This is a genomic window from Corynebacterium sp. MSK073, assembly GCF_030232085.1.
Lineage (GTDB): Bacteria > Actinomycetota > Actinomycetes > Mycobacteriales > Mycobacteriaceae > Corynebacterium.
The window spans coordinates 43,902-63,401 of record NZ_JASPIY010000012.1; the positions used below are offsets into that span (position 1 = coordinate 43,902).

20 protein-coding genes are annotated in these 19,500 nt (G+C 58.3%); 15 read left to right on the plus strand and 5 right to left on the minus strand.

Features of this window, described 5'->3' with window-relative positions; translation table 11 throughout:
- Positions 1 to 51 precede the first annotated feature (51 nt).
- From QP970_RS08825 to QP970_RS08835, 3 genes are read right to left on the minus strand one after another with little or no spacing between them, the layout of a single operon-like run.
- Entirely contained in the window at positions 52 to 630 is a 579-nt protein-coding gene (locus QP970_RS08825) for a hypothetical protein (protein WP_239269354.1), read from the minus strand.
- A gap of 3 nt (positions 631 to 633) precedes the next feature.
- Positions 634 to 1,206, minus strand: a complete 573-nt coding sequence (locus tag QP970_RS08830; RefSeq protein ID WP_239269353.1) for a hypothetical protein — start codon at positions 1,204 to 1,206, stop codon at positions 634 to 636.
- Between the two features lie 22 nt (positions 1,207 to 1,228).
- Positions 1,229 to 2,497, minus strand: coding sequence for a hypothetical protein (locus QP970_RS08835; protein WP_239269352.1), 1,269 nt, complete (start codon positions 2,495 to 2,497; stop codon positions 1,229 to 1,231).
- Between the two features lie 339 nt (positions 2,498 to 2,836).
- Between QP970_RS08835 and QP970_RS08840 the strand changes: the two genes are divergently transcribed.
- Genes QP970_RS08840 through QP970_RS08860 form a run of 5 tightly spaced genes read left to right on the plus strand, consistent with a single transcriptional unit; the run spans position 2,837 to position 6,278 of the window.
- Entirely contained in the window at positions 2,837 to 4,297 is a 1,461-nt protein-coding gene (locus QP970_RS08840) for an acyl-CoA carboxylase subunit beta (protein WP_239269351.1), read from the plus strand.
- Positions 4,298 to 4,303: 6 nt separating this feature from the next.
- Positions 4,304 to 4,513, plus strand: coding sequence for an acyl-CoA carboxylase subunit epsilon (locus tag QP970_RS08845; RefSeq protein ID WP_239269350.1), 210 nt, complete (start codon positions 4,304 to 4,306; stop codon positions 4,511 to 4,513).
- Positions 4,513 to 5,100, plus strand: a complete 588-nt coding sequence (locus QP970_RS08850) for a Maf family protein (protein ID WP_239269349.1) — start codon at positions 4,513 to 4,515, stop codon at positions 5,098 to 5,100. Before QP970_RS08845 ends, QP970_RS08850 begins: the two co-directional genes overlap by 1 nt.
- 30 nt (positions 5,101 to 5,130) lie before the next feature.
- Entirely contained in the window at positions 5,131 to 5,547 is a 417-nt protein-coding gene (locus QP970_RS08855) for a DUF3151 domain-containing protein (RefSeq protein WP_239269348.1), read from the plus strand.
- Between the two features lie 2 nt (positions 5,548 to 5,549).
- Positions 5,550 to 6,278: an LppP/LprE family lipoprotein gene (locus QP970_RS08860; protein ID WP_239269347.1), complete on the plus strand. Its 729-nt coding sequence runs from the start codon at positions 5,550 to 5,552 to the stop codon at positions 6,276 to 6,278.
- Positions 6,279 to 6,399: 121 nt separating this feature from the next.
- Here QP970_RS08860 and QP970_RS08865 read toward each other — a convergent pair whose 3' ends face one another.
- Positions 6,400 to 7,299, minus strand: a complete 900-nt coding sequence (locus QP970_RS08865; protein WP_284869863.1) for a DUF4282 domain-containing protein — start codon at positions 7,297 to 7,299, stop codon at positions 6,400 to 6,402.
- Positions 7,300 to 7,574: 275 nt separating this feature from the next.
- Between QP970_RS08865 and QP970_RS08870 the strand changes: the two genes are divergently transcribed.
- The 6 genes from QP970_RS08870 (at position 7,575) to QP970_RS08895 (ending at position 14,069) form a co-directional block, all read left to right on the plus strand.
- The gene (locus tag QP970_RS08870) at positions 7,575 to 8,438 is read left to right on the plus strand and encodes a sulfurtransferase (RefSeq protein ID WP_239269345.1); all 864 of its coding nucleotides are present in this window, start codon (positions 7,575 to 7,577) and stop codon (positions 8,436 to 8,438) included.
- A 150-nt stretch (positions 8,439 to 8,588) separates the two neighbouring features.
- Positions 8,589 to 10,349: an acetyl-CoA carboxylase biotin carboxylase subunit gene (locus QP970_RS08875; protein WP_239275602.1), complete on the plus strand. Its 1,761-nt coding sequence runs from the start codon at positions 8,589 to 8,591 to the stop codon at positions 10,347 to 10,349.
- A gap of 22 nt (positions 10,350 to 10,371) precedes the next feature.
- On the plus strand, positions 10,372 to 10,830 hold the full coding sequence (locus tag QP970_RS08880) for a hypothetical protein (protein ID WP_239275604.1): 459 nt from the start codon (positions 10,372 to 10,374) through the stop codon (positions 10,828 to 10,830).
- 158 nt (positions 10,831 to 10,988) lie between these two features.
- Positions 10,989 to 12,494: an ATP-binding cassette domain-containing protein gene (locus tag QP970_RS08885; RefSeq protein ID WP_284849743.1), complete on the plus strand. Its 1,506-nt coding sequence runs from the start codon at positions 10,989 to 10,991 to the stop codon at positions 12,492 to 12,494.
- 85 nt (positions 12,495 to 12,579) lie between these two features.
- Positions 12,580 to 12,948 carry a GntR family transcriptional regulator gene (locus QP970_RS08890; protein WP_239270053.1) on the plus strand — a complete coding sequence of 123 codons (369 nt, stop codon included), beginning with the start codon at positions 12,580 to 12,582 and terminating at the stop codon, positions 12,946 to 12,948.
- On the plus strand, positions 12,945 to 14,069 hold the full coding sequence (locus QP970_RS08895; RefSeq protein WP_239270052.1) for a DUF1648 domain-containing protein: 1,125 nt from the start codon (positions 12,945 to 12,947) through the stop codon (positions 14,067 to 14,069). Before QP970_RS08890 ends, QP970_RS08895 begins: the two co-directional genes overlap by 4 nt.
- Here the strand turns inward: QP970_RS08895 and QP970_RS08900 are convergent.
- Positions 14,066 to 15,352: a thymidine phosphorylase gene (locus tag QP970_RS08900; protein WP_239270051.1), complete on the minus strand. Its 1,287-nt coding sequence runs from the start codon at positions 15,350 to 15,352 to the stop codon at positions 14,066 to 14,068. The two genes, QP970_RS08895 and QP970_RS08900, sit on opposite strands and share 4 nt — an antisense overlap.
- A 205-nt stretch (positions 15,353 to 15,557) precedes the next feature.
- On the opposite strand from QP970_RS08900, the gene QP970_RS08905 reads away from it, so the two are divergent.
- The 4 genes from QP970_RS08905 (at position 15,558) to QP970_RS08920 (ending at position 19,447) form a co-directional block, all read left to right on the plus strand.
- A complete protein-coding gene (locus tag QP970_RS08905) occupies positions 15,558 to 15,998 on the plus strand; it encodes a cytidine deaminase (protein WP_239270050.1) in 441 nt (146 codons plus the stop codon).
- Positions 15,999 to 16,031: 33 nt separating this feature from the next.
- On the plus strand, positions 16,032 to 17,252 hold the full coding sequence (locus tag QP970_RS08910) for a NupC/NupG family nucleoside CNT transporter (RefSeq protein ID WP_239275610.1): 1,221 nt from the start codon (positions 16,032 to 16,034) through the stop codon (positions 17,250 to 17,252).
- Between the two features lie 595 nt (positions 17,253 to 17,847).
- On the plus strand, positions 17,848 to 18,429 hold the full coding sequence (locus tag QP970_RS08915; RefSeq protein ID WP_005281569.1) for an ABC transporter ATP-binding protein: 582 nt from the start codon (positions 17,848 to 17,850) through the stop codon (positions 18,427 to 18,429).
- Positions 18,430 to 18,688: 259 nt separating this feature from the next.
- Complete coding sequence (locus QP970_RS08920) at positions 18,689 to 19,447, plus strand: ABC transporter permease (protein ID WP_239275612.1); 759 nt, start codon at positions 18,689 to 18,691, stop codon at positions 19,445 to 19,447.
- Positions 19,448 to 19,500 lie beyond the last annotated feature (53 nt).

Genomic DNA, 19,500 nt, shown 5'->3' on the forward strand with positions numbered 1-19,500 from the left:
CAGCTCCACACCCCGATTCATAGGGTGCGGGTGGGCTCATTTCCTGATGAATTAACTCCAGTCCGGAGCGTCTTCTAAGCGCAGCTCGGAATAGCGAGCTTCAGGGACAGTGGCCGAATATGGTTTTCCTACCGTTTCCCATACTTGGTCTCGGTTGCAGCGCACATCCTGGCCATCGGTATCCAGCATGGTAAAGCCCCACACCAACTTGCCTTGGGAATTTGCAGGCAAAGTATATGGCCCAACTACCTGGTTAATCTTCCAGTGCTGTTCGCTGACGTAGTTGAAGCCGTAGGTCTTGGTCAGGATCTTGGCCAAATCTCCCTCTCCCTGCACGGAGCCGGAAACCTCAACGGTTTCTGTCCGCGCTTTGGATACGGTGTGTTTGACCGGCACCGGCTCAGCATTGTGGTTGGCCACGCTGGCGGCATCAGTTTGCTTGAACCAGCGGCGCTTCGCGGTGACATAGGTGGAGTTCTCCCCCGGCGTTGCGCAATGCGTGCCGGGCTTATAGTCATCGTTCCAGCGCTGGGGCAGTTCAAAGTCTCCGCCGAAGTCAGAGGCGTGGGCTACTGGAACGGCCACCAAGCTCAGCGCTGCGATTGCACTAGCGATGGTCTTAGCCTTCAAGGTTTAACCCCAATCGTTGTTATCACGGGTGGAGACCGCGACGTGGCGTTCCTTGGGCAGAGTTGCGGTAAACTTACCGCCATTGGCCTGCCAGGTGTGGTCGGAACCGCACACGGTCTTTTGACCCTCGAAGTCAGAGACTACCCAGCCAGCCTTCAGCACGGCAGTCTTACCCGGAGCAATATCGTATGGGCCGACCTGCTCGCCTACCTCGTAGGTCTGGCTAGAGGTGTAGCTGGAGGAGAAGGTGAAGTGAATCAGATCCAACAACTTAAAGTCCACACCAGCAGAAACGTCCCAAGACTTGGTCTTGGTTTCCTTGATGGAACGGGTGACTGGAAGTGGCTCATCGTTGTAGTTGGAAACGGTCCAGGTGCCGGCGGAACCGTCGAAATAGGTGCGCTTAATATCAATGGTCTGGCCGGTATCGCCAGGATTGGCGCAGCGCTCGCCAATCGTGGTGGGGTTTGCTGGGCCCAGGTCGCGCTGCGGCAATGCATTGGCGGCTGGGGCAGCGAATACGCCGGTGGCAACGGCTAAAGCCGCGGTGGTGGACGCAATCTTGGAAATGCGCATGAGATGTACTCCTAGCAGGTAGTTAGTAGATGGTTTGGGTGGGTACGGGCAGATCGCGGTATTCGTCAGGGGTGACGTCTACGGTGCGGGTACTACCGTCTTTGGAAGTGATTGTGGCTTCGGCCCAGAAACCGCTCGGGGCGGTGGTCTGTTTATAGTTCGAAGTAAGGTCGTACTTGCCGGATTTTCCGCAGTGCACCTCGCGATAGTTGATACGGGTCATGGTGGTGCCGTATTCCACGCGAACGCGCTCTCCGGGCGCAAGGTTTACGTGTTTGAGCTCAGTACCAACCGGCATATAGGCACGCTTGATGGCGCCGACCGACTCGAGCCAGCCCTGGGGAATATCGCCCCTATTGCCTCGCCAATTGGTATATGGATCGTGCTGGGCACCAACTACGAAGTCCGTTACCGGCGCGAATTCATAGTCACCCTGAGACCAGTTGAGGAAGTCGGTGGAATAACCGGGTTTGCGGAAGGTGGGTTTCACCGCCGTGATATCCAGCGGATACCAGGAGTTATCGTTGGCCTCGCACTTTTCGCCTTCCTTGGGCCACGCAGGATCGCGTTGGGGTTCGGCGGCTGGTTGCATGATCTCGTCTTTGCTCGGATCAGCGATCTTTTCCAAGCTGGGTCCGGAAACCGCAGTGTAGTTACCTTCGATGGGCTTAGAGTTAGTGCTGCCGGAACGAGACGGAATTTCCATTGCCAAGTCCGATACGGATCCATCAGCCTTGATGATATAGGCAAAGGCATAGCGCTCTGCTGGGGCTTTACCGCGGATGACGTTGGCGCCGGGAATGTTTTCGAGGCGGTCATCATTGCAGCCGACGAACATGGAAATAAAGTCCTTTTCCACCACGCCGTATTCCACGCGGAAGGATTCGCCCGGCTTGAGTTTGACGGGCCCGAAGGTTTCTTTATCTCGCCAGCCATTGGCCATTTTTAGGCCAATATCGGATTTGGCGGTGGTGTCCCAACCAGAGGGCAACTTGGCCTTGGAGTTGGCGTCAATTTCGTGGTTGGTGCCGGTTTCTACCTCGGCGGTGTACGGCACCTCCTGGTCGGTGGTGTTTTTGAATTGCAAGGTTCCGTCGCTCATGTAGCGACGGCCTGTTTCAGCAAACCGCCATTCGCGTTCGGTGTTATCTCCGGCGGCGCTGCAGCTTTTATAGAGGTTGGTAATGGGATATGCCTGTGGCATCGGGGGAATATCGCGCGCATGTGCCGCGGGCGCGAGAAGTGTCGCGATGGCAAGCGGCGCGACAAGTCGCAGTCCCTTTGAAATCACCAGAAGACCGTCCTTGTGGTTGTTTAAGGATACGAGAAATAATTCATGAAGACACAGCCGATATTAAGCTCTTCGTTATAGCTCCTCAACAGTTACGGCTATCTCTCTTTATGACATTTATCGTCGATACGGTGGGAAAACGCCCCTTACCGGTAACGAACGCTGCACATCACATTTCACCCTTACCCCTATAAAGGGGAGCTAATATTTCCTAATGTCTGGCAGGTACTCCGGTTGCGCTGATGCCGCACCGATAGCGCTCCGACACCGACCCCTGTGACGATGCCCAAACTGCACAATTTCCGCATCTTTGGCCTTCCACTAGTACACTCAGCGCCTATGACTGACCTGAAGACCACCGCTGGCAAAATTGAGGACCTGGACAACAAGCTCGCCGAGTCCCGCGCGCCGTTGGGGGAAGGCGAGCCAGCCGCCCGCACTCGCGTGAATCAGCTGCTAGATGAGGGTTCCTTTGTAGAAACCGATGCACTGGCCCGCCACCGCTCCACCGACTTTGGCCGCGAGCACGATCGCCCGTACACCGATGGCATCGTCACCGGTTACGGCACCATCGACGGGCGCCGCGTGTGCATTTTCAGCCAGGATGCCACCGTCTTTGACGGCACGATGGGTGAGGTTTATGCGGAAAAGCTCACCAAGGTCTATGACCTTGCGCTGAAAACCGGCGTGCCCATCGTCGGCATCTATGATTCCACCGGCCCGCGCGCGCAAGAGGGCATCGTCACACTTGCTGGCTACGCCCGCATCCTCGCCCGCGCGACCGAGGCCTCAGGTCTTATCCCGCAGATCTCCGTGGTGGCCGGGGATACCAGCGGCATTGCGGCATTTGCGCCCACGCTTGCCGATGTCCTCATTGTCACCCACGGCACCAGCCTGCACCAAGCAGGCAGCGATGTCGCCGAAGCGGAACCGGAAACCTTTGGTGGTGCCGCAGTCCACGCGAAGTCGGGCACCGCGCAGATCAGCGCCCCGAGCGAGCAGGCAGCTCTCGACTTGGTCCGCGACGTACTGGCTTACCTGCCGGCCAATAACCGCGCCGAGGCAACGCGCATCGATACGCGCGAGGTCACCGAATTCGATCTGGATTCCGTCATCCCGGATTCGGCAGCGGATGCCTATGACATGCGTGAGGTGGTCAACGCGGTCGTCGATAAGGGCTCCTTCTTTGAGCTTTCGGCCGAGGCCGCGCCCAATATCATCACGGGCTTTGCCTTCGTGGATGGCCGCGCCGTGGGTATCGTCGCCAACCAGCCGCTAGCGCTGGACGGCGCGCTGGATTCGGCCGCGGCGGAAAAGGCGGCACGCTTTGTGCGTCTGTGCGATGCCTTTAATACCCCAATCATTGAGTTCGTGGACTCGCCCGGTTTCGTTGCCACCCCGGCAGAAGAAAAGGCCGGTCTCCTGCGCCGGGCGGCGGGGTTTGCGTATGCGCAGGCGGAAGCGAGCGTCGGCAAGCTTACGGTGGTCACCCGCAAGGCCATTGGCCCGGCCTACGCGTTTATGGGATCCAAGGATCTGGGCGCGGATCTGGTCTATGCCTGGCCGACCGCGGAAATCGCCGTCGCCGAGGCAGCCCAGACCGCGCTGACCATCTACGGAGATGAGGATAAGCAGGAAGAAATGGACGAGCTTTTCTTGCACCCCTACGCTGCCGCCGAGCGCGGACTGGCCGATAATGTCATCGAGCCTTCCGCTACCCGCCACTACCTGGTTGAAGGCCTGCGCCTGCTAGAGCGCAAGGTCGTGGCCCAGGTACCCAAGAAGCACGGAACTGTTTAGGAAAAGATGTCTGAACCCGAAATCAAAGTCCTGAAGGGAAACCCCACGGAAGAAGAGGCCGCCGCGCTCTCGACGGTGCTCAAGCAGATGCAAAAGGACCACTCCGGTGCCTTTGGGGATCGCAACCACTGGGGCAGGCCCGGTGAGCGCTTCGACCACTACGGCGCGCAGCGCGTCTTTAATCCATCTGCCTTCCACACCGTGCGGTATTACTAATGCGCCTCATTTTGGCCTCGCAGTCCCCCTCGCGCGCCGCCATCCTGCGCGCGGCCGGCGTGGAACCGGTGCTCGAGCCCGCCGATATTGACGAGCGCGCCCTGGAAACCCAGTTGGCGGGGCACTCGCCTGCCGATACCGTGGCAAAGCTTGCCACCGCCAAGGCCGAAAAGGTCGCTTGCCGGTACCCCGACGAGCCGGTTATTGGCGGCGATTCCATGCTGCTATTGGATGGCCAGTTGCAGGGCAAACCGCACACCGTCGATGCCACAATCGAGCGTTGGCACCAACAGGCTGGGCGCACCGCGCAGCTACTTACCGGCCATTGCCTGATTTTTGGCACGCAACGCCACGTGGAAACCTCTACCACGACCATCCGGTTCGCAGAGGCTTCTGCCACCGATATCGAGGCCTACGCTCGCAGCGGCGAGCCCTTGGAGTGCGCGGGCGCGTTTACCTTGGAGGCCATGGGCGGCTGGTTTATCGATAGCATCGACGGCGATCCCTCTTCTGTCATCGGGCTGTCCCTGCCGGTGGTGCGCCGCGCGCTTTACTCTTTTGGGCTCAGCGTTTCTGATTTCTGGTAGGCCCGCACGAGCATCGCTAGAGTGTGTCTTATGGAAATGAAAGACATGCTTGCCCCAGAACCGATTAAATTGCCCGCTGATCCCGGCGCTCAGGACGCGGCCGCGCCTGCGGCCGGCATCGTAGACCACCCGGATTCCCCGTTGCTGTGGGCCATGCTCGCGGAGCAGGAGCTCGACAAGCTAGAGGGCGCGGATCCCAACGAGTACATCACCGCTTATGCCTACGCCCGCACCGGCTACCACCGCAGCTTAGACCGCCTGCGCGGCAATGGCTGGAAGGGATGGGGCCCGGTCCCCTTCTCCCACGAGCCCAACCAGGGTGTCCTGCGCGCCATTGCAGCCCTTGGACGTGCCGCCAAGGCCATCGGCGAGGACGATGAATACGACCGCATTCGCCAGATGCTTTCCGATGCCGACCCCGATAGCGTCTCTCAGCTCCTCGATTAAGTATGTTTGCTAGAAATATATCCCGCTGCTTAAGTTCCAAGGCCGCAATAACGCTCCTCGCTGCGGCCCTGCTGCTTAGCTTGGCGGCGTGTGGCTCGGGCGATCAGGAATCTAATTCAGCTTCGTCCCAATCCGAATTTTCTACCCACAGCCCAGAAACCTCGGGGCAGACCCACACGGTAACCGAAACGCCCACTGAAGAAGCCCCGGAACAACCCAACGATAATAAGGGCAAGGATTCTTCCACCGATTCCGAATGCGCGGATCTACCAAACGATCCCCGGGAAGCCTATGCATCTGGCACCGCGCCCGGGCGCATGCCCTCTGATAGAGGTGATGACTTCAACTTTTGGATCGCGGATATCGACAACTCCTACGATCCCTGTGCGCCCATCAGTTGGATTACTTTCAACGGTGAGGTGGGGGACAAAAATGGCCCCAACAATAACGCAGCATCGGTCGGCCATGCACTGGCCCTATACGTCCATGGAGAGCCCGTGAATGAAGTCACCATGTTTGACTCGGTTGATAAGGTCAGCCGCGTCTCAGACGATGCAGTCGACTTCACGTGGGGAGAGCGCTCAATTACTACGTCCGCGGGGATCACCGCGCATCACACAGTGCGCCTCCAGGTTGATGGTGACTCGGTGGAACCAGTCTCTGGCGATATTGACCTTTTCAATAAGGCTTTGAATGAGCACATGACGTTCATGCTCGGTTCTTATGGCTAGGCCATAGGAGTTGCCGTCTTCCATTCGTCTTCGCGCACCACATAAAAATGACCCCGCGGATTGCCGCGGGGTCATTATCTATAGGAGTTTCAGGCACAATTCATAGTGCCCAGTCTTTATCCTAAGACTCCTTGTCCAATAGGTCTCCGGTGTTTTGCGCTGTGCGCACGTTTGCCACTAACGCTTCCAAGGCGAGCCTTGTGATCACCATCCCAGCATAAAAAACCACAGTAGCTAGCAGGACGAGGACGATGAATCCGATAAAGCTGAGGAGAACGTATCCAAACTCGCCCTCCGAAATTCCATCTATACCGACGATGGTCCCTAGAATAAATGCCACTAGAACGTGGAGAGCCCACCAAACTCCGCCCACGACATAGATCGCCTTCACATGGGTCAGAGTCATGAAATCTTTAAATTCAAATTCCCAAAGCCCACCTAAGAGGCCTTTTTTATTCCCCAGGCCCTTCATAGCTGCACCGAATCCACGTTTGTTCTGTCCAGCTACTCGCCCATAGCTTTGAGGGGCCTCAGTGCCCTGAGGGGGTTGACCAAAATTTGGGTGAGAACCTGCCTCCGGGTTGTACCCGCCTGCAGCCGATGCCTCCTGTGATTGTTGTCCCGTGCCCCACCCGGCGTCTGGCCCAGCATCATTAGCAGGCCGGCGGTTGTTTTCTGCCGAGTTTGCGGACGAGGGCTCCGAATCAGTAGCAGATTTATGGTCCTGCGATGCGGATTCTGCATCTGCTGCGGACGATTGGGAATCCTGGGGGCTGGACTTATCCGAACCAGCATCTACAGGCTGATCGCCGCCTGGAGTTGAAGCTGCATTCTCAGCAGACGTACTAGGTTCTTTGGCCTCCTGCGCACGAGGCTCCTGTCCACCATTTTTCTGCGCCTGATCGTTCTGTGGTTTAGGAACGGCGGACTCAGGAGTTTCAGTGTTCTGACGGGGTTGTTCCGAAAAATCACGGGGTGTAAAGCTTTGAGGGGCGTCAGAGTTGCGGTCGTTTTCAGCCATTATCTGGTCCTTTTAGTTGTAGTCAGGGTAGGTAGGAAAGTGTCCCACGCCACTAATTCGCGGGGCCACTAAGCAGGTTACAGCGTCAACCCAAAATTTATCCATCTCTGACGCAGCTCACCCCTTCGCAACGTCGCGGCCCCTACCGAGTCAATTCATTCCACGCACGTTATGTATGGAAAACCACTTTCACTATTCCAATGTGATAAATCGAGAAAATTCGAGTTAAAGTAGTGGGAGCGAAAAAATAGGTTTATTAGAAAGGTAGGCGGGCAGTGGCAGACGTAGACCCCTATCCCCCATTCCAGCAATATGCGCACCCAGAGCGGCTTGTTTCCGCTCCGTGGCTGTCCGCGCGCCTAGGCATTAAAGGGTTACGCGTTATCGAGGTCGATGAAGACTCTCTTTTGTACGATATCGGGCACATTCCCACAGCGACGCGGATCAACTTCCGCACCGAGCTAATAAGCTCGCTCACGCGCGACTTTATCAACGGTGAGGAATTTACCCGCTTGATGCGGGAAAAGGGCATCCACGAAGACGATACCGTTGTCCTGTACGGCGATAAGTCCAATTGGTGGGCGGCCTACGCACTATGGGTATTTACCCTCTTTGGCCACAAAGACGTCCGCCTCCTCGATGGCGGACGCGATGCGTGGATGTCAGAAGAGCGCGATACCTCCTTCATGGTCCCAGAATTCCCCGAATCCAACTATCCAGAGGTAACCCGGGACGACTCCCTCCTGCGCGCCTTTGTCGCCGACGTACACGAGGCAACCGGCTCCCTGGTTGATACCCGGCCGCCGGAAGAATTCGCAGGTGAAGCGACAGAGTTCGACCCCAATGGAAACTCGCCTTATGGCACCACCATGTGCCACGGGCACATTCCGGGTGCGATCAACTTGGAATGGGATCGCGCAACCTACCCCAACTCCTGTTTCCGCAACGTTGATGACCTGAAGGTCAACTACGGCATGCTGGAACCTGATACCCACACCATTTTGTATTCCCACCTAGGAGCGCAGGCCGCGTTCACGTGGTTCGTGCTCACTTACCTTTTGGGCTTTAAAAAGGCGCAGGTCTACGATGGGTCATGGTCTGAGTGGGGCAACATGGTCAATATGCCGATTGAAAAGTAGATTTTCGTCCGGCCAATAATTACCCACATCACAGCGATGTGGGTTTATTTTTGTTTAAACGTAACAATCATTGCCAAACGGACGACTTTATATTTTGGTGTGCAACAATAGATCCCGTAGTAAACGAAGTGTATTCAGGAGGTTACTGCCGTGGCAGTAGAAACCAAGAAGATCTCCAAGGTTCTCGTAGCGAACCGAGGTGAGATCGCCGTACGCGTTATTCGTGCTGCTCGCGATGCCGGGATCTCCTCCGTCGCCGTTTATGCCGAGCCGGACGCGCAGGCACCCTTCGTCACGCTGGCCGATGAAGCTTTTGCCCTCGGCGGTTCTACCTCTGCTGATTCTTATCTTGTCTTTGACAAGATTCTGGATGCCGCCGCTAAGTCCGGCGCGGATGCCATCCACCCCGGCTATGGTTTCTTGTCCGAAAATGCCGATTTTGCCCAGGCAGTTATCGATGCTGGCCTGACCTGGATTGGCCCGCCTCCCCAATCCATCCGCGCTTTGGGAGATAAGGTCACGGCCCGCCACATCGCCGAGCGCGCCGAAGCTCCCATGGCCCCTGGCACCAAGGATCCGGTGGCCAACGCGGATGAGGTCAAGGCCTTTGCGGATGAGCACGGCTTGCCCGTAGCCATCAAGGCGGCGTTTGGCGGCGGCGGCCGCGGCATGAAGGTCGCGCACACCGCTGAAGAGATTCCGGAGCTATTTGAATCCGCGACCCGCGAGGCCACCACTGCCTTTGGCCGCGGCGAGTGCTTTGTCGAGCGCTACCTCGATAAGGCCCGCCACGTGGAGGCCCAGGTTTTGGCAGATAAGCACGGCAATGTGGTGGTCGTCGGCACGCGCGATTGCTCTCTGCAGCGCCGCTTCCAAAAGCTCGTAGAAGAAGCGCCGGCGCCTTTCCTGAGCGACGAGCAGCGCGCCTCCATCCACGAGTCCGCCAAGCGCATTTGCCGCGAGGCTGACTACTGCGGTGCCGGCACCGTGGAGTATTTGGTCAGCGCCGATGGCCTGATTTCCTTCCTCGAGGTCAATACCCGCCTGCAGGTGGAGCACCCCGTTTCGGAGGAAACCACCGGGCTGGACCTCGTGCGCGAGCAGTTCCGGATTGCCCAAGGCGAAAAGCTTTCGCTCAGTGAGGATCCAGCACCGCGCGGGCATGCCTTTGAGTTCCGCATCAACGGCGAAGACGCCGCGGCCGACTTCATGCCCGCTCCCGGGACCATCGTCAAGTACTCCGAGCCCGCTGGGCCGGGCGTCCGCGTGGACTCGGGCGTCGTCGAGGGCTCCGTCATCGGCGGGCAATTCGATTCCATGCTGGCCAAGCTCATTGTCTGGGGTTCGGACCGCGAAACCGCCCTGCGGCGCTCCGCCCGAGCCCTGGATGAATACCAGGTTGAGGGCCTGCCCACCGTGCTGCCCTTTGACAGAGCCATCGTTGCAGATCCCGCCTTTACCGCGGAAAATGGTTCCTTCGATGTCTACACCAAGTGGATCGAGGAGGCGTGGGATAACCAGCTGACGCCGCACGATGATTCCACCGATGCGGAAGCCGGCGCGCCCGAGGCCTCGCAGGTCCACACCGTGGAAATCGACGGCCGCCGCATCGAGGTAGCATTGCCCGCCACCTTTGGCATTACCGGCGCGCGCAAGCGGAAAAAGCGCAAGGGTGCCGGCACCAAGTCTGCGGTGTCCGGCGATGCCGTGACCGCACCGATGCAGGGCACGGTCATCAAGGTCAACGTGGAAGAGGGCCAAGAGGTAGAAGAGGGCGATATCGTCATGGTCCTTGAGGCCATGAAGATGGAAAACCCCGTCAAGGCCCACAAGTCCGGCACAGTAACCGGGCTGGCGGTCGAGGCCGGCTCGTCCACCACCAAGGGCGCGCAGCTGCTGGAAATTAAGTAGCCGCGCCAGCTAGCCTGGAAGAATGACTGATTCTTCTCTTGGTGTTCGCTTGGCCAAGGAAGAGGACCGCGACTACCTTGCGGGCCTCTTCCCTTCCCATATCGCGGACTGGTCCCCCATCGTTGATGGCGGCGTCATCGCCTTGCCCCTTGCCGCCAACGAGGACCCAACTGTAGAGCCCGTGGGGGCCGCGCTCCTGCGCTACTACCCCGCCGCCGCCAAGGGCCCAGCCTTCCTTGGGGATCCGGGCGCTGACCCGCTTGACGATGCCACCTGGCTCACCCCCTTCGACCCCGAGGACATCCCCGAGCTCATCGTCGCCACGAACGGCACCGGCGACGAAGCAGACCGAGCCCACGACCTGCTCGTTGCTAACGCTATCGATCTCGCGGCCGAGCAAACCGCCCCTGGTATCGCGTCCGCCACGCCACTACCGGGCTTCGAGGAGCTCACCCAGGGTAAGTTCTTCCGCCGCTTCTAATCTGGCGTCTGTCTCTTGCAGGCCTCTGGTTCCAGCAAGAGATGAATTTTAGCTAGAGCCCTTGTGTTTTGCACCACAGCTGCTATTGTTGAGGTCTATGAAGATTTCCGCCTAGTACGACGTCCCTTGCACACTCGTTCTTTAAAGGTGGATTCTTCATGCCGATTTCTTTTTCCCAGCTCAGCCTGTCGTGGCCAGACGGCACGCCCTGCTTTTCCCAACTTTCCGGAACAATCCCTGACTCGGTTACTGGAATGATTGGCGATAATGGATCCGGAAAATCAACCCTTGCTAAGGTCCTGTCCCACCAGATCGCACCATCCTCGGGCACATTCACGGCACCAGAGGTCACGTATCTAGACCAAGATCTTGGCTTGCGTGACTCCTTAACCATCGCCGAAGTATTCGGCGCGGCGGAAAAGATTGCCGCGCTCCACGCACTAGAAGCGGGAAATTACTCCGAGGAACTGCTGAAAACCATTGGTAACGACTGGGATATCGAAGACAGGATTCATGCCTGCCTCCATAACGCAGGCGTTCCCTACCCGCTAGATCGCACCATCGGTACGCTGTCTGGAGGCGAAGCGGTCACCATCGCATTAAACGCCGCCTTTTTTGATCACCCAGACTTTGTCATCCTCGATGAGCCGACCAATAACTTGGACGCAGCAGGAAAATCCAAGGTCATCAACCTTATTTCCAGCGCTTCTACGCCCATTCTTGTCATCTCCCATGACCTAGACCTGCTCTCCCATGTCGAGCACATTGCAGAACTCTACGCGGGAAGTTTGCGGTTATTTTCCGGAAATTATCACGCCTACCGGGAGGCCATAGAAACCGAACAGCGCGCCGCCGAAGCAGAAACTCGCGAGGCCAAAGCCGAACACCGCAAGCAAGTGCGCGAGCGCGAGGCGATGCAGGTGCGCATTTCCCGGGACAATCGCCGCGGCAAAGCCTTCTCGCACAACCGCCGAAAGCCCGGGATGGCGATGGGAAACGATAAGAACCGCGCCCAAAATACCGCGGCTAAGCGGTCGGCTCAGGCATCGGGTTCGGTGCAGGAAGCATTTGCTGCCTATCAAGCTGCGCAACATAAGATCCGCCCAGACGAGCACGTTCACCTTGACCTCCCAGGCACGCAGTTGCCCAATGGCACCCGCGTGCTCACCAGTAACATCGTGGATATAACCGGCCCTGAGCATGTTCGTCTTATGGGTCCAAACGGCAGCGGGAAAACCACGTTCCTTAATGAGGTTGCGCGGGGCGGCGTTGAGTACAGCGTGGACTGTGGATATTTGCGGCAGAAAATCACCTTGCCGGAAGATCGCACAATCTTAGAGATGGTCACAGAGGCCAACCCCACTGCTCCCCCACAACTCATCCGCGATCAATTGGCGCAGCTGTTATTTCGCGATGACCAGGTGCACCGCCGCACCGGCCTGCTATCCGGTGGCGAACGTTTCCGCGCGGAATTTGCCAGGGTGCTTTTGGCCGATCCCAGCCCGCAATTCCTCTTGCTTGATGAGCCCACCAATAATTTGGACATCACCACCATAAAGTGGCTCGTGCAGATCCTCGAGTCCTACAAAGGTGCATACTTGCTGGTCAGCCACAATGAGGGCTTCTGCAAAGAGCTCAGCCTCACGTCGCAGGTGCATATCTAGGCCCCAGTCTCCGCTTTGTATTACCTCCACTAATACAGACTGTGCTACTATTAGTTGCACAAAACTTATTGGAAGGAGGTAGCTCATGCTTATCACGCTCAACCCTGACGCGGATGCGCCGGTCTTCCAGCAGATCCACGATGAAATCGTGCTGGCCATCGCCCGCGGGCAGCTTTTCGACGGCGACAAGCTCGATCCCGTGCGCCAGGTCGCCGCGGATATTGGCATTAACCCGGCCACCGTAAAACACGCCTACGACTTGCTCGTTGCTGATGGCCTCGTCGAAACCGCGGGTCGCTCCGGATCGATCGTCCGTCCCGGCGCGCACACCGCGGCGCAAGAACAGCAGGTTCGGCAACGCCTGTGCCGCGTGGCGACCCTCGCCCGCGCCCAGGGCTTTTCCACTGAGGAGCTCCACGGCTATCTCGATTCCATACTGAAGGAGCTCGCATGATTCTTACCGTCCTCATGGCCGCGACCACGCTGGTCATAACGTGGATAATGACCACGATCCCAGCACTTGCGGCGCCAGGCGCCCCGCTCGGCGTTCGCGTTCCCCAAAGCCATCTTTCGGATCCCGTTGTGGTCGACGCTATTTCTGGTTTTAAGACTCGGACGTGGGTTGTGGGCATCGCAGCGGCGGTTATCTCGCTGTTCTACGTCAACCACTCGTGGGTGGCGGCTCTGTCTTCCCTGCTGGTCATTATCGGCAGCACGTGGGCTTACCTCTCCCAGCGCCGCTATATCATCGCGGCCAAGAAGGACGGCGGCTGGTTCGACGGGGTAGAAACCGCGGTCAGCGCCCAGGTAGCGGAGCGGGACGCCGACGCCACACAAGATATTGATGTACCAACGCCGTCTTTTCCCTGGCTGACCATGTTGGGTTCCTTGCTGGTCATCATCGCCGGTGCTCTCATCGTCGCCGCCCATTGGTCCGACATCCCCGATCCCGTGCCAGTGCACTGGGATGATTCTTTGGAGCCGGATAGCTGGAGCGACAAGTCCATCGGCAGCGTCTTTTTCATCACGTTTATCGCGCTGGGAATGTGGTTGCTTTTCGCCGGCATCTGCTGGCTTATCCAACGCACCGCGGTTCGCCCGCGCTCGGAGCGCTCCATCAAGGCGCGGCTACGCAATCAGGCAAACCTTACAGCCTCCAACGAAGCGATGGGCGTCCTGCTGCTTCTCATGTCCCTCGGGCTGTCGTTTATACAGATAACCGGCCCGGTACCGAGCTATCAGGACCTGGCTGGCTTCTCCTTTATCACCATGGTGGTGATGACCATTAGCGGCACCATAGCCATCGTGGCAATGATACTTCGCGCCCAATCGCAGCTCGAGGATCAGCTGCGCGGGGTGAAACTTCCGGATGGAGACAAAGAGTCCCCCGATAATGACGAACATTATAAATGGGGGATCCTGTATTACAACCCCGATGACCCAGCGGTGCTGGTGGACAAGCGCCTAGGCGTCGGAGTGTCCTTCAACTACGCCACATGGCAGGCGAAGGCCTTCCTCGCCGTCATAGCGGTCATCGTCATCGGGTCGATTGCTCTTCCATTAATCCTGATTTAGCCAATGCGGTCCAGGATGATCTGGCGCTCCTTATCCAGCGGGGCGTCGGTAATCTTAAAGCCCTGCTGCAAGGTCTCAAGGGAGCGCTCGAAGCGCTCTGGGGTTTCCGTGTGCAGGGTGAAAAGCTTCTGGCCCTTGGATACCTTTTCGCCCTTGACCGCGTGCAATTCGATGCCCGCGGTTGCCTGTACCGGGTCTTCCTTCCGCGCACGGCCAGCGCCCAGGCGCCAGGAGCTCACGCCGACGGACAGGGCATCAAGCTCGGTAAGGTAACCATCGGATTCAGCGATGACATCGTGGGTATGTGTAGCCACGGGAAGCTTGGCGTCTGGGTCTCCGCCCTGCGCCTTAATCATTTGCTTCCACTTATCCATGGCGCGGCCATCCTTGAGCGCCTTTTCCACGTCGGCATCGTGCACGCCGGCCGCTTCCAGCATCTCGCACGCAAGGGCCAGGGTCAGCTCGACGACATCGCTTGGCCCGCCGCCTGCCAGGACCTCGACGGATTCCTCGACCTCGAGGGCGTTGCCCACCTTTCGGCCCAACGGGGTGGACATATCCGTCAGCAGTGCCGTGGTAGCCGTGCCGGCGTCATTACCCAAGTCCACCATGGTCTGCGCCAGCTCGCGGGCCAAGGTCTCATCCTTCATAAAGGCGCCGGAGCCCACCTTGACGTCGAGAACCAGCGACGAGGTACCTTCAGCGATTTTCTTCGACATGATGGACGAAGCGATAAGCGGAATCGCCTCAACGGTGGAGGTGATATCGCGCAGGGCATAGATCTTCTTATCCGCGGGCGCCAGTCCAGAGCCTGCCGCGCAGATGATGCAGCCCGGGTCCTCCAGGATTTCCATCAATCGTTCATTGGAAATATCCGCCTGCCAGCCAGGGATGGCCTCCAGCTTGTCCAGGGTGCCACCAGTGTGGCCCAGACCGCGGCCGGAAAGCTGCGGAACCGCGACGCCAAAAGCGGCAACGAGAGACGCGAGAGGCAGCGTAATCTTATCGCCAACACCACCGGTGGAGTGCTTGTCCGCAGTCTTCTTGGACAAGGACTCAAAGCTCATTGTCTCACCGGAGGCGATCATCGCCTTGGTCCACTGCGAGATTTCCTCGCGGTTCATGCCGTTGAGGAAGATCGCCATATTGAGCGCGGCCATCTGCTCATCTCCCACGACCCCGCGCGTATAGGCATCGATGACCCAGTCGATTTCCTCCGGGCTAAACACCCCCTTGTCGCGCTTGGTACGAATAACATCTACCGCATCGAATTTCTCGGCCATGACGACTCCTCCTGTACTGATTTGGAAACCGAAACATACAAGCACATAATGTGATTTACTGCACTATATACAGTGGTTGTGCACTCCACCACGTCCAATTATTATTCCCTATAGAACAGATGTCAAAGAGTATTTTTCTTTTTGTTCTATTGGAGAATTAACGCAGTCTCTCTTCACCCCCCGTACAAAGAAAGCCCATACCGCAATGAACACCACCCCGGATTCGCCTCCCACCGATGCCGAATTGCTCAACCTCGCAGAAGAAGCAGCCCACCACGCCTGGGCGCCCTATTCCTCTTTCCCCGTCGGTGCGGCTTTGCTGCTTGCCGATGGCCGCATTGTCACCGGCTCCAACGTCGAAAACGCCTCCAGCCCGTTAGGCATTTGCGCCGAACGCAACGCCGCCGCACACATGGTCACCACCGCAGACGTGACGGCCACCGATGGCCACTTGCCCAGCATTCCGCAGATTAAAGCGGTTGCTATCGTCGGTTTGAAGTCCGCACCTTGCTACCCTTGCGGTGCCTGCCGCCAGGTCCTGCGGGAGTTTAACTGCGAGCGCGTCATCGTCTCCGTCGATGGAAAGCCCCGGAGCCATGACTTTGCTGAGATCCTCCCCCTCTCCTTTGGCCCAGAGTCACTCTAATTAAAAAGTCCCTTCAAAGAACGGTCAGAAAATATGGAACGCTTACAAGGATTGCTCGGCATCATCGCCATTCTTGCAGTAATTTACGTCCTGTCGAGCTCGCGTAAAAATATCAAGTGGCGCACCATTGGCGTGGGCCTTGTCCTGCAGGTGGTCTTCTGTTTCTTGGTCCTCGCGTGGGAACCTGGATTCAAAGCCCTCAAGGGCATCGCCAATGGGCTAACTAAGCTCACGGAATTTACCAACGAAGGCACCCAATTCGTCTTCGGCGGCCTCTTCGGTGATGACTTCGTTTTCGCCCTCAATGTGCTGCCCGTGATCATTTTCTTGGGCGCCATCATCGCCGCCCTGTACTACCTCCGGGTTATCCAGTACTTCGTGGAATACGTCGGATCCGCCATCAAGTGGCTCATGGGCACCTCCAAGGTGGAATCGGTCTGGGCCACCACCGTGATCTTCCTCGGCCAATCCGAGGCACCGCTGGTAATTAAGCCCTACCTGCCCAAGCTCACCCGATCCGAGCTTTATACCTGCATGGTCGGCGGCTTTGCCTCCGTGGCCGGTTCCACGTTGATCGGCTACTCGCTCTTGGGTGCGCCCCTGGAGTACTTGCTCGCCGCATCGCTCATGAATGCGCCGGGCTCCCTGCTCGTCGCCAAGGGCCTCATGCCAGAGACCGAAGAGACGAACCTCGACGCTACCGTTAAAGACGTTCGCGATACCGAATCCAAAAACATCATCGATGCCATCAGTAGCGGTGCCATGGCCGGCGGTAAGATCGCCATCTCGGTTGCCTGCTTGCTCATCGCCTTCATCGCCTCGATCGTGATGCTCTCTGCCATCCTCGGCGGCATTGGTTCCCTCTTCGGCCAGGATAACTGGTCGCTCGAAGGCCTCTTCGGCATCATCTTCGCCCCAGTGGCCTGGCTTATCGGTACGCCTTGGAACGAGGCCCTCGAGGTGGGTAACTTCATCGGCCAAAAGACCATCCTTAACGAGTTCGTTGGCTACACCGCCTTTGGTGAAAGCGTCGATGAGCTCAGCGATAAGGCCATCTTGATCTCCTCCTTCGCCCTCGCTGGCTTCGCCAACCTGTCGTCCATCGGCATCCAGATTGGCTCCATCGGTGGCCTCATCCCTGAGCGCCGCGGTGAAGTAGCAAAACTTGGCCCGCGCGCACTCTTCGGTGGCTTCCTTACCAATATGCTCAATGCCGCCATCGTCGGCGTCATCGTTGCACCAATGGTTCTCTAACCCGCCCGGCCAGATTCGATAACTAATCACGCCAAAATTTCCCAAAAGCAACCGCGTTTCCACAAAAATCAGGGCCGAAAATGGCCAAACGCGGTTGCTTTTAGACGTTTCCGCGAACTAGGTATGCAGCGACACAATTAATTGGTTGCGTCCTCTAGCTTTATACACCTTGAACCGTACGGAGTTTGTGTCAGCTCACGGCGCAGACGAGCATTCTCAGCGCGAAGATCGGGCTAGCTTAGCCCATCGGAGGATCCTCGGCGTTCGCGCTCATTTTGCCCCACCGGCCTAAAAGAACCTCGGCAGTGGGAGTGTCTAATGGTTTGTGTGTGGCAATCTATCCCGAATCAAATACTGGGCTCGACGAGAAAGAGAAACCTGTGATCCGATTCGCCATGAGAGATTACGGCACCCTAAAACCTCTAGACAGGCTCTTGTGACTTACATGCCAGGCACAAGGAGCCAAGCCCATCAATAGAACAGGAACGCACAATCATACCCAAGGTTTTAATCCAAGATTACTTCCTGAAACAATTGAATCGCATCAAAGCTACCGCCCCCTAGGGCCAGCCACCTGTCTGCTAACCTGGCAACGATGTTGACAATAGATGCAGACTACGGACATTCCGCCGCCTTGGGGCACCTCAATCGCAGCTTTAATGCCGGTCGCGTATACGGCCTAAAAGGCCCGAATGGTGCGGGTAAATCTACGCTGCTGCAGACGTTGAGCGGCGAGATTGCCCCACTAAATGGCACCGTTTTCATCGACGGTGCCGCGCCCGGTAGCGCTGCGGCGGCCGGTTCCGTCATCTCCGTCGGGGACCCAGTCTTCCTCCCCGATCTCACCGTGGGTGAGCACTTTAGCTTGCTATCCCGCCGCTCCGGCGTAAACTTTGCCGAGGTCCATGAGCTCTGGGCCATCGACGACGCCATCCGGAACTCCGCTGTCAGCAGCCTTTCTTCTGGCCAGCGCCAGCGGGTCTACCTCGCAGCCCAGCTTTATCAGCCGGCCAAAGCCTTGCTTATCGACGAACCCGAGCGCCACCTCGACCACACCTGGACCGCCTTCTTGGCCGAGGAGCTACGCCACCTGGCAGCCAATGGCCGCTGTGTGGTGCTCGCTTCCCATTCTCCGGCCATCTTCGCTGCCTGCGACGAAGTAGTGAAGATTTCATGAAACTTCTTCCACAGCTTCCTCAGCCATCTATTACGCCTTCATCGCGGCACTTATCGCGAGCGTCAGCGTCTACGCCTGGCACAATGCTGCAGCGCTTCTGCCCTCGCTAGCACAGCGCACGGCCGCTGCTCTGCCCGCAACCGCGACCATTGGTGCCGGGCTCGGCTCGCTCGCCCTCATCATCCTCCTCGAGGCGCTCTATCCGCTGCGCAGCCTTTCGCTCGGGCGTTGGGTCTATGCGGATAGGCCGCGGGGGCGCATGGGAGGCGTCGATAAGCTGTCTATTGCCCAGCTCGCCGGCGTGAGCCTCCTAGGTCTTGCCCTGTGTGCATCGCTGCATCTTCCACTCTATGCGGCGATAACCCTCCCCCTGCTGCGGTTTGCCATCGGCTGGCGATCCTTCGAACTCGCCTCGCTCCTCCGCGCGGGCCGTACCCGTGCCATCGGCTCGTCCTCCTTTGGGCTACTGGATTCTGAGGTTTCTGCCGATGCTATCGCCTCCCAATCCGCTCGCCTGCGCCCGCGCTCACATGCCACGGCTTCGCTCAGTCTCCTCTTTGCTCGGCGCCTGTTTCGCCGGTGGTACATCCCCCTCGGTGCGGTCGCCGTCATGGGACTGACCCTAGCGCTAGCACCTCAGCTCGGCGGCCTTGCTCTTATTGGATTTGCTGCCGCTTGGACCATTGTCGGCGCCGCTACTGGCCGCGCCGCCTCCTTCGGCCGCATCGTCGATGGTGCGTGGCCCGACTGGGGACTGCCACTGGCTGCCACCGCAGGTGCTGCCGTTGTCGGCACCGCCTTCATCGCCACCGTGTGGAAGCTGTCCCTGTTCACGCTCGCAGCATGTTGTTTGGGGCTTAGTTACACCGCTTTTAAGCGCTCCCGTCCCGCACGCGTTACCACCATGAATATCATCGATACCGGCGGCTTCGGCGCCTCCTTCTCTCCCGAGGTCTTCGGTTACTTCATGCGCGGGAGCTACGGTATTGCTGCCATCGCTGGGGCCCTTTTTCTCTAGTCTCCCTGCCCCGCAACCCAGGTACGTCACTGCATTAAGTCGCAGGTACCTGG

Bases quoted from the DNA above. Each gene is read 5' to 3' on its own strand.
- QP970_RS08830 (WP_239269353.1), bottom strand. From the start codon at position 1,206: ATGCGCATTTCCAAGATTGCGTCCACCACCGCGGCTTTAGCCGTTGCC.
- QP970_RS08840 (WP_239269351.1), top strand. From the start codon at position 2,837: ATGACTGACCTGAAGACCACCGCTGGCAAAATTGAGGACCTGGACAAC.
- QP970_RS08845 (WP_239269350.1), top strand. From the start codon at position 4,304: ATGTCTGAACCCGAAATCAAAGTCCTGAAGGGAAACCCCACGGAAGAA.
- QP970_RS08850 (WP_239269349.1), top strand. From the start codon at position 4,513: ATGCGCCTCATTTTGGCCTCGCAGTCCCCCTCGCGCGCCGCCATCCTG.
- QP970_RS08855 (WP_239269348.1), top strand. From the start codon at position 5,131: ATGGAAATGAAAGACATGCTTGCCCCAGAACCGATTAAATTGCCCGCT.
- QP970_RS08860 (WP_239269347.1), top strand. From the start codon at position 5,550: ATGTTTGCTAGAAATATATCCCGCTGCTTAAGTTCCAAGGCCGCAATA.
- QP970_RS08865 (WP_284869863.1), bottom strand. From the start codon at position 7,299: ATGGCTGAAAACGACCGCAACTCTGACGCCCCTCAAAGCTTTACACCC.
- QP970_RS08880 (WP_239275604.1), top strand. From the start codon at position 10,372: ATGACTGATTCTTCTCTTGGTGTTCGCTTGGCCAAGGAAGAGGACCGC.
- QP970_RS08885 (WP_284849743.1), top strand. From the start codon at position 10,989: ATGCCGATTTCTTTTTCCCAGCTCAGCCTGTCGTGGCCAGACGGCACG.
- QP970_RS08890 (WP_239270053.1), top strand. From the start codon at position 12,580: ATGCTTATCACGCTCAACCCTGACGCGGATGCGCCGGTCTTCCAGCAG.
- QP970_RS08895 (WP_239270052.1), top strand. From the start codon at position 12,945: ATGATTCTTACCGTCCTCATGGCCGCGACCACGCTGGTCATAACGTGG.
- QP970_RS08900 (WP_239270051.1), bottom strand. From the start codon at position 15,352: ATGGCCGAGAAATTCGATGCGGTAGATGTTATTCGTACCAAGCGCGAC.
- QP970_RS08905 (WP_239270050.1), top strand. From the start codon at position 15,558: ATGAACACCACCCCGGATTCGCCTCCCACCGATGCCGAATTGCTCAAC.
- QP970_RS08910 (WP_239275610.1), top strand. From the start codon at position 16,032: ATGGAACGCTTACAAGGATTGCTCGGCATCATCGCCATTCTTGCAGTA.
- QP970_RS08915 (WP_005281569.1), top strand. From the start codon at position 17,848: ATGTTGACAATAGATGCAGACTACGGACATTCCGCCGCCTTGGGGCAC.
- QP970_RS08920 (WP_239275612.1), top strand. From the start codon at position 18,689: ATGGGAGGCGTCGATAAGCTGTCTATTGCCCAGCTCGCCGGCGTGAGC.